We start from the raw sequence: 15,182 nt of genomic DNA, 5'->3' as shown, positions 1-15,182 counted from the left end.
CCCCCCGAGGGGGAGGGGGTGATGGCGTTGCTTCGCTTGCCATTTTTGGCTCGCTTCGCTTTGCCTTGCTTCTTCTCGGCTCGCTTCGCTTTGCCTGACTTTTTCCGACGTTTGATTTGCGTGACTTTTTCCGACGTTTGATTTGCCTGACTTTTTCCGACGTTTGATTTGCCTGACTTTTTCCGACGTTTGATTTGCCTGACTTTTTCCGACGTTTGATTTGCCTGACTTTTTCCGACGTTTGATTTGCCTGACTTTTTCCGACGTTTGATTTGCCTGACTTTTTCCGACGTTTGATTTGCCGGATATTTGGCGGCTCACTTGCTCGTAGGATGGGTGAAGCCCATGCTCGTAGGATGGGTGAAGCGCGGGTTGGCCGTCAGAAGAAAACAGGTCGTCTACGCGCGTAACCCATCTGCCACATACATCCCCCCACCCTCCCCCCCGCCTCCCTCACCCCTGCAAATCAATCCACGCCTTCGCCCTGGGAAAGTACAGCGCGGCTTTGGCCTTGCGGCCGTCCAGCGATGTGACTTGCGTGCAATACCGCAGCAACTGATCGCCGTGTCTTTGACGCATCCGTGCCGCGAACGCCGCTGGGGGTTCGCCGGGATGGGGGCGGCCGGTTTTGTAGTCGACGATCAGCCAGCCGTCTTCGGTGCTTAGCGCCAGGTCAATCACCGATACCTTGCCGGCCGCGTCGATCAGCGGCCATTCGCGGCGGGCGCCGGATTGGGATAGCAGCCACAGGCCGCGATCGTCGGCTAGCGTGGCTTGCAGCGTTTCCAGGACGGCCTCGGCGGCGGCGTCGGCCTGGCTGGCGGGGATGCCTGCGCGGGTCAGTTGGCGGCGCATGGCGGGAAGGCGGTCGGCCAGGGCGTTGGCCGGCCAGGCGTGGATGCCATCTTGGCCGATGCGGGCAAGCCAGGCGTGCGCCAGCGTGCCGATGGCGGCGTCGTAGCCGGCTTCAAGCTGCCAGGCGGGGTGTTCGCTGCCGTCGCCCCACGCGCCCCGTTCGGCTGCGCCGAAGCCGGGGCTGATGACCACGCTGGACAGCCGCGCCAACTGCGCAAGGCCGTCGCCGGCCACGCGGCGCAGCGGCTCGCCTTGCCATTCCGGGGTGTCGACCGCGTCGGGCTCGGCCTCGCTTTCCTGCGTGGGTGGCACGGGCGGAACCAGGCACGGCCACAAGCGGCCCAGCAAACTCGCGGACGGCGGCGTCTTGGCTTGGCCGGTGGCCTCGTCGACCGCGACATGGCCCACCAGGTGCAGGCGTTTGCGCGCCCGTGTCGCCGCCACGTACAGCAGACGATCAATCTCGTACGACGCGCGGCGGGCCTCGCGGGCGCCCAGGTAGCGCGATATCGGGTCGGCCTCGACCTCGGCGCGCGGCTTGACCGGGCCAAACAGCACGCGGCCGCTGCTTTGTTCAAAACGCACCAGCGGCGCCTGATCACCCCGAGGCGCGCGGTGCAGGCCGTACAGGATGACCGTTTCAAACTGCAGGCCCTTGGACTTGTGCATGGTCATGATTTCGACCGCGCCGTCGTCCTCGTCCGCCGCATCGGGTGCGGCGAACAGGCGTGAGATACCGGCGTCCAAGGCGGCCGGATCGATGCCGCCGTGCGGCGCCAGCCGCTCCAACAGTTGGAACAGGCTTTCAGCGTCATTCGATACCGACAGGCCGGAGTACAGCGCCGGGCCGCCCAGGCGCCGCCACAAGGACTCCACCCAGGCCGCGAACGGCATCGCGCCCGAGGCATTGCGCTTGTCCAGCAAAATGGCGGCCACCTGGCGCAGGCGTTCGAATTCATCGGCGCTCAACACCGCTTGCGCGGCGGGCGTTTCCAGCGCTTCGCTTGCTTCGGACGCTGCCGGAAACGCGTCGAACAAGGAACCCTGCGGTTCACTGCGCGCGGCCTGGGGCAGCGGCGCCGTCGGCGGCGCAATGCGCAGCGCGCGTTCCAGCAGCACGGGAACGGGCGTGATGTGGTCGTCGCCAAACAGGCGCTGCAGGGACGTCAGCGTCAAGCCGCAGTACGGCGCGCGCAGCACCGACAGCCAAGCCAGCCGGTCGCCCGGATGCGACAGCGCCCGCACCAACTGCACCAGGTCGGCCACCACCGGGCGCAGGGCCAACGGCACCAGGTCCACGGCGCGGCAGCGGATGCCTTCCTGCGCCAGCCGGCGCGTCAGGTTGCCCAGGTGGCTGCGCGCGCGCACCAGCACCGCCACCGGATGCTTGGCGCCCTTGTGGTCGATCAGCGCCTGGCGCACCAGGCCCAGCGCGATTTCCTCGGCTTGCTCTTCGGCCGGTGTTCCCCCCGCCCGCGACCAGGCCGGGTGAAAGCACACCGCCGGGTCTGGCAGCGCCTCGTGGAATGCCGTGGACGGGCTGTAGGCAATGGCGCCCGCGGCGGCGTCGCTGCGCTTGGGCAGCAGGCCCGCGAACGATTGGTTGACCCATTCCACGATGCCCGCCTGCGAGCGGAAATTGTCGGTCAGGTTCAGGAAGTCGGGCGTCAATTCGCCCACGCCCATATCGGCGACTTCCAGGAACAGGCCCACTTCCGCCTTGCGGAAACGGTAGATGGATTGCATGGGGTCGCCCACCAGGAACAAGCTGCGGCCATCGCCCGCCTGCCAGCCCGACGTCAGCGTGCGCAACAGGTCAAGCTGCGTCTGGCTGGTGTCCTGGAATTCGTCGATCAGCAGGTGGCGGATTGATGCGTCCAGTTTCAGCAGCAGTTCACCGGGATCGTCGGCGCTGCCCAGCGCGGCGGCCGCGCGTTGCGCGATTTCGATGAAGTCCACCTCGCCCTGGTCGGCGAAGCGCAAGCGCAGTTGCGCCACGGCCAGCGCCAGGGTCATCAACTGCGCGCCCAGCACTTCCCATTGCGCGTCCGTGAAATGCGGGTTGGGAATGTCGCGCACGGCGTTCAGCCGGCGCACCCAGGCGGCCTTGTCGTCCGCGGCTTCCAGCCACGCCACAAAGGGTTCCTTGTGCGCGCACTTGGCCGGAAAGCCCAGATTTTTGTTGACGGTCTTGCGCAGGCTGCCGGTGCCCGTCAGCAGCAGATGGGCCACGGCGCGCCACTGGTCCAGCACCTCGGCATCAGGCGGCAGCTCTTGCGTCCAGTCCAACAGCGCCAGCAGCTTGTTGTCGTCTTCGCCGTCTTGCAGGTGGGCCGCGGCCAAGCGGGCCGGGCCGCACAGCGCGTCGGCCCAGCCATAAGGCATGGCTTCGCAAAGCGCGTCCAGGTCTTCGCCGATGGCTTCGGCCAGCATGGCCTGCATGCCGGCGCGGTCGGAACCGTGACGCAGCAGCGGCAGCCATTGGTCGCGCTGGCCCAGCATGTCGGCGATGGCGTCCTTGGCCGCCTGCACGTCCACGTCCAGATGCTGCAACAGGATGCGCACGGCGTCGTAGTCGTCGGCCAGGTCCAGCGTGGCGCGCGCCGCCGCTTCGTAATGGGCGCGCGCGTCGTCGGTGATGTCGGGCATGCCGCCCAGTTCGGACAGCCACGGCATGCTGCGCACCAGCCCCGCGCAGAACGAGTCGATGGTGCGGATTGCCAGACGCGCCGGGTGGTCCAGCAGATGCCAGCCCTGCTCGGCGTTGCGGGCCAGCGCGGCGCGCGCCAGCTCCCAACTGCGGCGTTCGTGCATGGCCTCGGGCGGCCCGTCCAGCCCGCGCCGCAGCTTGCTGAGCACGCGCGCGTGCATCTCGGACGCGGCCTTGCGCGTGAACGTGATGGCGACGATTTCCTCGGGCCGGTTCACCGTGGCCAGCAAGGCCAGGATGCGGTCGGTCAACAGCTCGGTCTTGCCGGAGCCGGCCGGGGCTTGCACCAGGAACGAGCGGGTGGGGTCCAGCGCGTCGGTGCGCGCGGCGTGGTCCTGTGGCAGGCGTTCTGTGTCGGCCATGGCTCAGGCGTCCTCGTCGTCAAGATGCAGACGCAGGAACGGCAATGCATCGCAGTATTTCAGGTCGTCGCGGCGGTAGGCCACATTGCTGGCCACGCCCGCCACGTATTCATCGGCCAGCGCCTCGATGGCCACACGCCACCGCTGCCGGATTTCCGACCAGGTCAGGCCGTCGAAAAACTTGCTGTCGCTGGCCAGCGTCACGCCGGGCACGCCCAGGTCTTCGTCGGCCAGGCCCTGCGCGGCCACCTGGCGCGCGTGGATCTGCGCCAGCACCAGGCCCGCCACCTCGCCGCCCGCGGCATCCGCCAGCACCGACGCATAGAACGGCAACTGCACGTTCACGGGACGGCTGCGCGACCAATCGGGTTCGGGCTTGGCGGCGGCCACGCCGGTCTTGTAGTCGACGATGACGTTGCGGCCATCGGCCAGGCTATCGATGCGGTCCAGCCGCAGCTTCAAGGTCAACGCGCCGCGCTGCCACTGGTGGCTCTTTTCGACCTGGGCCACCGCGAACGGCAGGCGCTGCGCCTCCATGTGGAGCCACGACGCCAGCACGGTCTGCGCACGCTGGCATTCCAGCGTCTTCAACGCGGGCGCATAGTCCTTGAGTTCTTCGTCAGCAGCCTGGGCCACGGCTTGTTCCAGCAAGGCAGCCAGCCGCTGGGTGGCGATGACGTCGTGCAGCGCGTCCTGGTCGGGCATCATGCCCCACACCAGTTCCAGCGCCTTGTGCAGGAACTGGCCGCGCACGTTCACGGTGGCGCTATCGGCATAGGGCGCAAGCTCGCGCCCACCCAGGCGGTGCCGCACGAACGCCCAAAGCGGATTGCGCGCCTGCGTGTCCAGCACGTCCAGCCCGCCGCCACCACGGTTGCCCGCCGCCAAGGGCGGGCCCTGCCTGTCGTCCAGCGATTCCTGCGGCAGCGCCGCCGTGGCTTCGACCAGCGGCGGCGTCCAATCGGTCAAGGCGGCGCCAGCAATCAGCGGCGAGGGCCGCAGCTCGCGTTCGCCATCCATATGGGCATGGCTGACGATGATGTCGGGCGCGCAGCGGCACAGCGCGGCATACATGCCTTCGGCCCATTCGCGTTCGCGTTCCGGCGTGGCGCGCGGGGCCTTGGCCTGGCGCAGCACGGCCAAGGGCAAGAGGGGGTTGGGCTTGGGCGACGCGGGCAGCACGTCGTCGGTCAGCCCCAGCATCCACACGCCGTCCCAGTAGCCGCCTTCGGCTTCCAGCAGGCCCAGCACGTCCAGCCGCGCGGTGGGATCGCGCTGCGGCTGGAACGACGCCGACCGCGCCACGCTTTGCAGCAGGTTGACCGCCGCCACGCCGCCCAGCCGGCCGGCCGCCGGCGCCAGCGCTGAAAAGCTGCCCAGGGCATCGCCCAATGCGCCCATGACCTGATAGGCCACGCTGTCCAGCGCGCCTTCGCCCGGAAAGCCCAGCGCCGTCAACGCCGCTTTCATACGCAGCATCCAGACGTCGCACGTGGCCTGGCGGCCGCCCTGGGTCCAGATGTCCAGCGCCTGGTTCCAGGCCTGCGCCAAAGCGGGCGTGTCGGCCAGCAGCTTCTTCCAATCATTCGGGCTGACGCGCTGCACCGCCTGACGGCGCCAACGCGCATCGATAGCGGCCAGGCGCGCGCGGTCGCGCACGTCGCCCGCGCAATGCCCGGCCAGCAGCGCCGCGCCCAGCACGTCCACGCCGCAGCCCTTGCCGCCCGCGCATTCGGCCAATGCACGCAGCCACGCCAGCGCGGCGCGCGCCATCGGCCAGTCATTCAGCGGCCGGCCCACGGCCACGTTGAAGGCATGGGCCGGCGCGCCGTCGCGGCCGGCCAAAGCCTGGCTCAAGACACGGCGCGCAAACGGGGATTCGGCTTCCAACTGCGGCGACACGATGGCAAAGCGCCCCTGCGGATGCGCCCGCAACTGGCTGGCGGCCCACGCCGCCGCCGCGCGCCATTCCGCACCCTGGTCAGCGGCTTCGAAACGGCGGGCCACGGTTTCAACGCGCTGCTCGTCGCGCCATTGCGCAACCCGGCAGCCCTGGTCTTCAAAGGCGCGCAGCAGACGGCGAAAACGTGGCGATACGTCGGTAAACCCGGCCAGCACCAATTGCCCGGGGATAGGTAAGCGGCCTTCTTCCAAGGCGCGCAGCACGCGGGCATAGCCTTGGTTGGCGTCCTCGGCGTCGATACCCGCCAGCGTCTGCCGGTAGCGCACGCGCCACTTGGCAAAGCCGCGGTATTCATCGGTGTCGGCGCCCGAGGGCACGTGCAAATCCCATTCGTCCATCAGCAGGTCGGCGTCCATGGACAGCTTGGCCGCCTGGCTGGCGTCCAGCAGCACGCGCTCGGCCTCTTCGGCGCGGATGGCTTCGGTCCAGACCAATTGCGTGGCGAAGCTGTCCAGCCGGTAGGCGGGCACGTCGTCGTCGGCTTCAAACGCCAGTTCGTTGGCGGACTCGGCAAGCCAGGCGGACAAGGGCAAGATGCGCGGCAGCTCGCTGACCTGGCGTTCCTGGCGCAGCAGGCCGGCCAGTTCCAGCGTCAGCCGGCGCGACAGGCGGTTGTTCACCGTCAGCACCAGCGTGTCGGCGGCGGCCAGGGCGCCGATGTCCGCCAGGGACAGCAAGGATGGGGAAAGCAAAGAAGGGGAAAGCGGCGCGTCCTGCATGGGCATCCGAAAAAGAAGCGGCTAGAAGCCGCACAGGGCGGCCAGGTTTTCCCAATGCAGCTGCATGTCGGGCGTGGTGTAGCCCCAGAATGCCAAGCCCAGCACTGCCGCCAGCGCCAAACCGCCCACGGCGCGCCAGCCTCGATGGCGGCGGACGGCGGGGGTGTTGGCGTGCGGCATGGTCAGGGGTTCCAAATGGCAGGCAGGCGGCAGGCGGGTGGCGGACGGTCGGGTTGCAGTCGGTCGGGTTGCAGTCGGGTCGCGGCGATCAAGTTGCCACGGGTCGGGGTTCGGCGACATTCACCGGTTGCTCGCGCACCGGCAGGCACAGCAGCGCGGCAATGATGGCAAGCGCCAAGCCCAGCCACCAGACCATATCGTAATTGCCGGTCTTGGCGTAAGCATACCCGCCCAGCCAGACGCCGATGAAGCTGCCCAACTGGTGCCCCAAGAAGACGATGCCCGACAGCGTGGCGGCATAGCGCAGGCCGTAGATCTGCCCGATCAGCCCTTGCGTGAGCGGCACGGTGCCCAGCCAGAACAAACCCATCCACGCCGCGAACACATACAGCACCCAAGCCGACAGCGGCACCGCCAACAGCAGCACGATGCCGAAGGCGCGCATGAAATACACCAGGGCCAACAGGCGCTTCTTGCTGTATTTGCCGCCCAGCTTGCCGGCATAGAACGAGCCCACCACATTGAACAGGCCGATCAGCGCCACCGCGGTCGCGCCCTGCCCGGCCGTCAAGCCGCCGTCGGTCACGTAGGCGGGCAGGTGCAGCGTGATGAAGGCCGTGTGAAAGCCACAGACGAAGTAGCTCAGGAACAGGAAGTGGAACGACGGGTGGCGCACCGCCTGGCGCACGGCGGCGGCCAGCGATTGCTGCGGCCCCGACTGCGCTTGCGGGCGGCCGCGCAGGAAGTAAGCCAGCGGCGCGGCGCAAGCCACGAACAGCGACAACACCCACAAGGCGCCCGGCCAGTCCATGCCGGTGATCAGCGCCTGCCCGGTCGGCACCACCGCGAACTGGCCCAATGAGCCGCCCGCGCTGGCGATGCCCATGGCCGTGCTGCGGTAGGCGGGCGGCACCGCGCGCGCCACCACCGGCAGGATCACCGGAAATGTGGTGCCCGCCTGGCCCAGCCCGACCAGGACGCCCGCCGTCAGGTACAGCGTGGTTTCGTCGGTGGCGAAGCGGGTGCCGATCATACCCAGCATGTAGAGCACCGCGCCCAGCGCGATCGTGCGACCGGAGCCGTAGCGGTCGGCCAGGATGCCCATGAAGATACAGGCTACGCCCCAGACCAGGTTCTGCAGCGCGAACGCCATTGAGAACACGTCGCGCCCCCAGCCGTGGGCCAGGCCCATCGGCTGCATGAAGAGGCCAAAAGTGGCGCGCACGCCCATGGCAAGCAGCACCACCAAGGTGCCCAGGATGAGGGTGCGCGTGGAAATCGTATCGGTTTGGCTAGACATGAAACCCGTGTCTGGTTGTTGTTTGGGTTTGCGTCCCCTCCTCGGGACCCGGCCGACATCATATACAAGTCGCCGCCCGCGCAACGGTAATAGCCCTGCTGCCGAATCGCGCTTTGCGCGCCCTGTCACTAGGGCCTACCCCCTACGACCAAGGTCGTGTGTTCTAGCACGTGATGCGTCTCTATATTGGGCAGAGGCCCGCGAGGCATCCCCAAACGGGCCCATCCGGATGCGCTGACGGCGCCCGGCAATATCAACAAGGAGCCCTATCGTGCCCACCCCCAAACACGTGCCTTCACCCCACGTGCCCTCCCCCCACGGGCCCCCCTCCCCCCAAGCATCCGAACCCGAAAGCAGGGTCGCCGCCGTCATGCGGCATCCCAAATATCAGGAACTGCTGCGCCGCCGCAGCCGCGCCAGTTTGTTGTTCTTTGCCATCACGGGCGTGATCTACGCCGGTTTCATTCTGACGCTGGCCTTTGACCCCGTGTTCTTCGGCAGCCCGGTACCCGGCATGACGATGAGCATCGGCGTGCTGACGGGCACGCTGGTCGTGTGCAGCGCCGTGGTGCTGATTTCCGCCTACGTGCATATCTCCAATTCCGTGTTCGACCCGCTGCTGGCCGCCATCATCAAGGACGTGTCATGAAAAACAAGAAACTGGGCGCCGCATTGATCTTCATCCTGGGCTGCACGCTGGCGGGCGCGGCGCGCGCCGCCACCGGCGGACAAGCCAGCATGTCCGCCATCGTGATGTTCCTGGCGTTCATCGCCGGCACCATGGGCATCACCTACTGGGCCGCCAAGCGCACCCGCACCACGTCCGACTTCTACACCGCGGGCGGCGGGCTGTCGGGCTTTCAGAACGGCCTGGCCATCGCGGGCGACTACCTGTCGGCCGCGTCTTTCCTGGGCATTGCGGGCATGGTCTACGTCAGCGGGTTCGACGGCATGATCTACGCCATCGGCTTTCTGTTCGGCTGGCCCGTGGTCATGTTCCTGATCGCCGAACGGCTGCGCAACCTGGGCCGCTACAACTTCGCCGACGTCACCTCGTTCCGGCTGTCGCAGACGCCGATGCGCGTGCTGGCGGCCAGCGCGTCCTTGCTGATCATTGCGCTGTACCTGATTGCGCAGATGGTGGGCGCGGGCAAGCTCATCGTGTTGCTGTTCGGGCTGGACTACAACGTCGCCGTGGTGATCGTCGGGTCGCTGATGATGATCTACGTGGCCTTCGGCGGCATGACCGCCACCACGTGGGTGCAGATCATCAAGGCGGTGCTGATGCTGCTGGGCGCCACGCTGATGACGGTGCTGGTGATGGCCGCGTTCAACTACAGCCCCGACGCCCTGCTGGCGGAAGCGACGCGCGTGCACCCGTCCGGCAGGGAACTGCTGGCGCCGGGTGCGCAGGTCAGCAGCAACCCATTGAACGCCTTGTCGCTGGGCATTGCGCTGGCCTTCGGCACCGCCGGGCTGCCGCACATCCTGATGCGATTCTTCACCGTGTCCAACGCCAAGGAAGCGCGCAAGTCGGTCATCTACGCCAGCTCATTCATCGGCTACTTCTACCTGCTGACCTTCATCATCGGCTTTGGCGCGGTGGCGCTGCTGGTGCGCCACCCCGAGTATTACGTGACGGGCGCGGATGGCCAGTTCGACATGCTGAAAAGCCTGATCGGCGGCACCAACATGGTGGCCGTGCACCTGGCCAACGCGGTGGGCGGCAACCTGCTGCTGGGCTTTTTGGCGGCCGTTACCTTCGCCACCATCGTCGCGGTGGTGGCGGGCCTGGCGCTGGCGGGCGCGGCGGCTATTTCGCATGACCTCTACGCCAACGTCATCGCGCGGGGCCGCGCCACCGAAGCCCAGCAGATGCGTATCTCTCGGCTGTCCACCATTGCGCTGGGCGTCATGGCCATCTTGCTGGGCATCGTGTTTGAAAACCAGAACGTGGCGTTCATGGTGGGCCTGGCGTTCGCGATTGCGGCCAGCGCCAACTTCCCGGTGCTGGTGCTGTCGATTTCCTGGCGCGGTTGCACCACGCGGGGCGCCACCATCGGCGGCTTTCTCGGGCTGGCCTCGGCCACGATCTGGGTGGTGCTGAGCGACACGGTATGGGTCGATGTATTCGGCTTTGCCACGCCCATCACGCCGTTCCCCAACCCCGGCATTCTGTCCATCCCGCTGGCGTTCTTTTCGATCTGGCTGTTCTCCACGCTGGACAACAGCCCCCGGGCGCAGCAGGAAGCCGAGGCCTTCGACGCCTTGACCGTCCGCAGCCAGACGGGCATCGGCGCCACCACCGCCGTCGCTCATTAACCCCCCCCCTATTCACCCCGCTCAGGAGCCATCATGGAACCCATACGCGATCGCTATCCCGTCCCCCAAGGTTTTGCCGGACCGCACACGGTCACGCACGACCAGTACGAAGCCGCGTACGCGGCCTCGCTGCAGGACCCCGATGCGTTCTGGGCGGATGCGGCCAAGCGCCTGCAGTGGTATCGCGAACCCACCCAGATCCGCGACGTCAATCTGTCGCCCGACGACTTTCATATTCGCTGGTATGCCGATGGCGAACTGAACGTCAGCGTCAATTGCCTGGATCGACACCTGGCAACACGCGGCGACAAGACCGCGCTGATCTGGGAATCCGACGACCCCGGCATGCCCTCGCAACGCCTGACCTACCGCGAACTGCACACCAAGGTCTGCAAGATGGGCAACGCGTTGCGCCGCCTAGGCATCGGGCGCGGCGACCGCGTCACCATCTATATGCCGATGATTGCCGACACCGTGGTGGCGCTGTTGGCATGCGCACGTATTGGCGCGGTGCATAACGTGGTGTTCGGCGGGTTCGCGCCGGCATCCATTGCCGACCGCGTGCGCAACTGCGGCGCTTGCGCCATCATCACCGCCGACGGCGGCCGCCGCGCGGGCCGAAGCGTTGCGCTGAAGGCCAACGTGGACGCCGCGCTGGACATGCCGGGCATGGAAGTCGTGCGCACCGTGCTGGTCGTGCCGCACACCGGTGAATCCGTCAACATGACGCCCGAACGCGACTACTGGCTGGACCGCCTGATGGAACGCGAGCCGGACGACTGCCCGCCTGAACGCATGAACGCCGAAGACCCGCTGTTCATTCTTTACACCTCGGGCAGCACCGGCAAGCCCAAGGGCATGCTGCACACCACGGGCGGCTACCTCGTCTATGCCGCCTACACCCACGCCACGCTGTTTGACATCCGCGACGGCGACGTCTTCTGGTGCACGGCCGACGTGGGCTGGATCACCGGCCACAGCTACCTGGTCTATGGCCCGCTGGCCAACGGCGCCACCACCCTCATGTTTGAAGGCGTGCCCAGCTATCCGGACGCCTCGCGCTTCTGGCAGGTCATCGACAAACACGCCGTCACCATCTTCTACACGGCCCCCACCGCCATCCGCGCGCTGATGCGCGAAGGGTCCGAGCCCGTGCTGCGCACGTCGCGCGAGTCCTTGCGACTGCTGGGGTCGGTGGGCGAACCCATCAACCCCGAAGCCTGGCGCTGGTATCACGACATCGTGGGCGCGGGCCGCTGCCCCATCGTGGACACCTGGTGGCAAACCGAAACGGGCGGCATCCTGATTTCGCCTCTGCCCGGCGCCCGCGCCAGCAAGCCGGGCGCGGCCAGCACGCCCTTCTTCGGTATCCGCCCCGAGCTTGTCGATGTGAAGACCGGCGCCATCATCAACGGCCCCGGCGAAGGCAATCTTTTCATCCGCGATTCCTGGCCTGGCCAGGCACGTTCGGTGTACGGCGATGAACAGCGCTACATCCAGAGCTGCTTCAAGGACTATCCGGGCATGTACTTCACGGGCGACAGTTGCCGCCGCGACGAAGACGGCGACTACTGGATCACCGGGCGGGTGGACGACGTGCTCAACGTCAGCGGACACCGCATCGGCACCGCCGAACTGGAAAGCGCTTTGGTGTCGCACCCCAAGGTGGCCGAAGCCGCCGCCGTGGGCTACGCGCACGACATCAAGGGCCAGGGCATCTATGTGTACGTCACGCTGAAGTCCGGCGCCAAGCAGTCCGATACGCTACGCCAGGAGCTGGTGGCGCACGTGCGCCGCGAGATCGGCCCGATTGCAACGCCCGACCACCTGCAATGGGCGCCCAGCCTGCCGAAGACGCGCTCGGGCAAGATCATGCGCCGCATCCTGCGCAAGATTGCCGAGAACACCATCGACGACCTCGGCGACATCACCACGCTGGCCGATCCCACGGTGGTCCAGGCGCTGGTGCGCGAGCGGCGTGTGGCATGATCGGCCCATGCCTGTCCTGCTGATCGCCGATGGCCACCCGCTGTTTCGTGAAGCTTTGCGAGGGGTGATCGGCCGTGTGTTCCCGGACGCCGTCATTCACGAAGCCGACCAGATCTCCGTGCTCTACGATCTGGTCGACTCCTGCCCCAACGCCGACCTGCTGTTGCTGGACCTGGACATGCCCGGCTCGTTCGGCCTGGAGCCGCTTGGCCATTTGCGCAGCCAGCATCCGCAACTGCCCATCGTGATTGTGTCGGCGCATGAAGACCCGCTCTTGATACGCCGCGCGCTGGATCACGGCGCGATGGGCTTCATCCCGAAATCATCGGACGCCGATACGCTGGGCGCTGCCTTGCTGCATGTGATGGATGGCGGCACCTGGGCGCCCGATGCCGGTCACGCCACCATTGCCGCCACCATTACCGCAACCCGCGACGCCCTGCCGCGCGAGCCGGCCATGGCGGCCAATGTGCGCGAACTGACGCCGCAGCAGTTCCGGGTATTGCAGATGGTGGGCGCGGGATTGCTGAACAAGCAGATTGCGCACGAATTGCAGGTATCGGAAGCCACCATCAAGGCCCACATGACCGTTGTGATGCGCAAGCTGCGGGTATCGAACCGCACGCAAGCCGTGGTGATCGCCGCGCGGCTGGGCCTGGGCACGTGGCGCTATGGCGCTATGGCGTCAAATTCCAGGGGGGAAGCGTGATGCGGCCAAGCCACGCTGCTCCGAACTCCGCTGCTCCAAACCCTGCTGCGCCAATCCTTGATGCTCTAAACCCTGACGCGCCAATCCTTGATGCGCCAACTCGTGCTGCGTCAACATCTGCGCGCGCAGCTTCGCCGTCAGCAAGGCACGCAGCGACGCCGGCTTGATCGGCTTGGTCAGCATCCGATAACCGCGCGCCCGCGCCGCCTGGGCCAAGGCATCCGCGCCATCCGCCACCAGCAGCGCGCCGCGCGCGGCAGGCGAGCCGGCGCGCAGGGCGTCAAGGCTATCCAACCCGTTCATGCAGTCGCGCAGAAGGAAGTCCACTAATAGAACATGAGGCTGATGCCGCATCAGCGCCAGGGCGTCGTCCAACGTGGCCGCGCACCACACACTGGCCTGCCAGCCGCCAAGCAGCGCTTGCAAGCCGCCGAGCACTTGCGAGTCATTGTCCAGGCACAGCACCCGCAAGCCTTGTAGCGAGGCATGTGCGGGCGGCCATTGCAACCCCGACGCCCCGACGTTCAAGCGAGCCAGCGCGGGCCTAGTGGTTGCAGCGCTGGGCACGCTGACCGAAAACACGCTGCCCCGGCCCAGGGCCGAGCGCGCGTCCAGCCCATGTCCCAGCAACAACGCAAAGCGGCGGCAGATGGAAAGCCCCAGGCCGAAGCTGCGCCCTTCCCGGTTCTGCGGCTGTTCGTAGCGCTGGAACTCGTCGTAGATGCGGCGCAATTGATGCGGGGGAATGCCCGGCCCGGTGTCCCACACTTGCAGTTGAACTTGCCCGCCTTGCGAACGCGCGGACAGCAGAATGCGGCCGCCCCCCGTGTAACGCAGCGCATTGGCCAGGAAGTTCTGCAAGATACGGCGCAACAAGCGCGGATCGCTGCGCACCAGCAGCGAAGGTTTGGCATGCAGGCGCAACTGCAAGCCGGCCCGCAGGGCCACGTGACCGTACTGGTCGGCCAGTTGGCGCAACATGGGTTCCACGTTGAAGTCGCTGAGTTCAGGCTTGAGCACCCCCGCGTTCAGCCGCGATATATCCAGCAGGCCTTCAAGCAATTCTTCCGCCGCGCGCAGCGACGTGTTGATGCGGCCCGCCAGATAGCGCTGTGCCTCGGGCCGGTCTTCCTCGTTCAGTGCCGACGCAAACAGGCGCGCCGCGTTGATGGGCTGTAGCACGTCGTGGCTGACGGCGGTCAGGAACTGGGTGCGCGACCGCTGCGCCGCTTCGGCCTCTTGCGCCCGCGCGCTGACGCGCTGCTCAAGCGTGTTGTTGATGTCGCGCAGCTCGCTTTCCACGCGCTTGAAGTCGGTGATGTCGCTATAGCTGGTGACGTAACCGCCGCGCGGCAATGGCCGGCCACGCAGTTCCACCACGCGCCCAGACCGCAAGGTGCGCTGGCGGTGATAGACGGCGCCCGCCTGCATCAAGGCGATGCGCTTGCCTACCAGGGCGTCGATATCCAGGCCCGGATCCGCCCCGAACTTGCCGCGATGCGCATTGAAGCGGATCAGGTCGGCCACCGGTTGCCCCACGCGCAGCAGGCCGTCTGGGTAATCGAAGAGGCGTTGATACTGCTGGTTCCAAGCCACCAGCCGCATGCGCGCATCCACCACGCTTACGCCCTGATCCATGCTGTCCAGCGTGGCCAGCAGGTCGGGCATGCGTAGCGGGCTGTGCCTTAGGGCGGCATACGCCAGCAGGGCAAAGATCAACAAGGCAAGCGCAAGCCAACCCAGCATCATGGTGAAAGTCTCCTGCGTCAGGGGTCGGGCCGCAGGCGCAGGTTGTAATTGTGTGGCGTCCCGTCGGCACTGCGCGCATTATGACGCCGCCTTGGTACGGCGCGCACATACCAGCGGCATCTGGACCGCAATTTCAGACGAATCCTAAATCGCCAAGCGTGTGCGCTCGGCGCTCACCGCGCTAGTGATTTGCGCCATGGCAACAAGCGGTTCGGCACGGCAGTTCAGCACGGCGGTTCAGCACGGCAGTTCAGCACGATTCAATGCCGGACACTTCAGATTTCAGAGTGGGAAATAGACGAAAGGCGCGAATGGCCTGGCAGG

General features: G+C 66.9%; 9 protein-coding genes. 4 read left to right on the top strand and 5 right to left on the bottom strand.

The features are described from left to right. Positions 1-453: 453 nt before the first annotated feature. From CVS48_RS13715 to CVS48_RS13705, 4 genes are all read right to left on the bottom strand, one after another. A complete protein-coding gene (locus tag CVS48_RS13715; RefSeq protein ID WP_100854933.1) occupies positions 454-3,927 on the bottom strand; it encodes a UvrD-helicase domain-containing protein in 3,474 nt (1,157 codons plus the stop codon). Between the two features lie 3 nt (positions 3,928-3,930). Next, complete coding sequence (locus tag CVS48_RS13710; protein ID WP_100857650.1) at positions 3,931-6,609, bottom strand: PD-(D/E)XK nuclease family protein; 2,679 nt, start codon at positions 6,607-6,609, stop codon at positions 3,931-3,933. Between the two features lie 21 nt (positions 6,610-6,630). Next, positions 6,631-6,789, bottom strand: a complete 159-nt coding sequence (locus CVS48_RS29380) for a hypothetical protein (RefSeq protein WP_167400996.1) — start codon at positions 6,787-6,789, stop codon at positions 6,631-6,633. An 88-nt stretch (positions 6,790-6,877) separates the two neighbouring features. Next, a complete protein-coding gene (locus CVS48_RS13705) occupies positions 6,878-8,089 on the bottom strand; it encodes an MFS transporter (RefSeq protein WP_100854932.1) in 1,212 nt (403 codons plus the stop codon). A gap of 370 nt (positions 8,090-8,459) precedes the next feature. Between CVS48_RS13705 and CVS48_RS13700 the strand changes: the two genes are divergently transcribed. The 4 genes from CVS48_RS13700 to CVS48_RS13685 are packed head-to-tail and all read left to right on the top strand — an operon-like array spanning position 8,460 to position 13,109. Further along, positions 8,460-8,738: a DUF485 domain-containing protein gene (locus CVS48_RS13700; RefSeq protein WP_050449774.1), complete on the top strand. Its 279-nt coding sequence runs from the start codon at positions 8,460-8,462 to the stop codon at positions 8,736-8,738. Then, on the top strand, positions 8,735-10,411 hold the full coding sequence (gene actP / locus CVS48_RS13695; RefSeq protein WP_100854931.1) for a cation/acetate symporter ActP: 1,677 nt from the start codon (positions 8,735-8,737) through the stop codon (positions 10,409-10,411). Before CVS48_RS13700 ends, actP begins: the two co-directional genes overlap by 4 nt. A gap of 33 nt (positions 10,412-10,444) precedes the next feature. After that, positions 10,445-12,400 (top strand): acetate--CoA ligase, encoded by a 1,956-nt coding sequence (gene acs / locus CVS48_RS13690; RefSeq protein ID WP_100854930.1) that lies wholly within the window; start codon positions 10,445-10,447, stop codon positions 12,398-12,400. Between the two features lie 7 nt (positions 12,401-12,407). Beyond that, complete coding sequence (locus tag CVS48_RS13685; protein WP_100854929.1) at positions 12,408-13,109, top strand: response regulator transcription factor; 702 nt, start codon at positions 12,408-12,410, stop codon at positions 13,107-13,109. Here the strand turns inward: CVS48_RS13685 and CVS48_RS13680 are convergent. Beyond that, positions 13,086-14,858, bottom strand: coding sequence for a PAS-domain containing protein (locus CVS48_RS13680; protein ID WP_100854928.1), 1,773 nt, complete (start codon positions 14,856-14,858; stop codon positions 13,086-13,088). The genes CVS48_RS13685 and CVS48_RS13680 overlap by 24 nt on opposite strands. Between the last annotated feature and the right edge of the window lie 324 nt (positions 14,859-15,182).

The organism is Achromobacter spanius (assembly GCF_002812705.1).
GTDB lineage: Bacteria > Pseudomonadota > Gammaproteobacteria > Burkholderiales > Burkholderiaceae_B > Achromobacter > Achromobacter spanius.
Note: the sequence above shows the minus strand (reverse complement) of the source record. Positions and strands in the feature narration are given on the sequence as shown.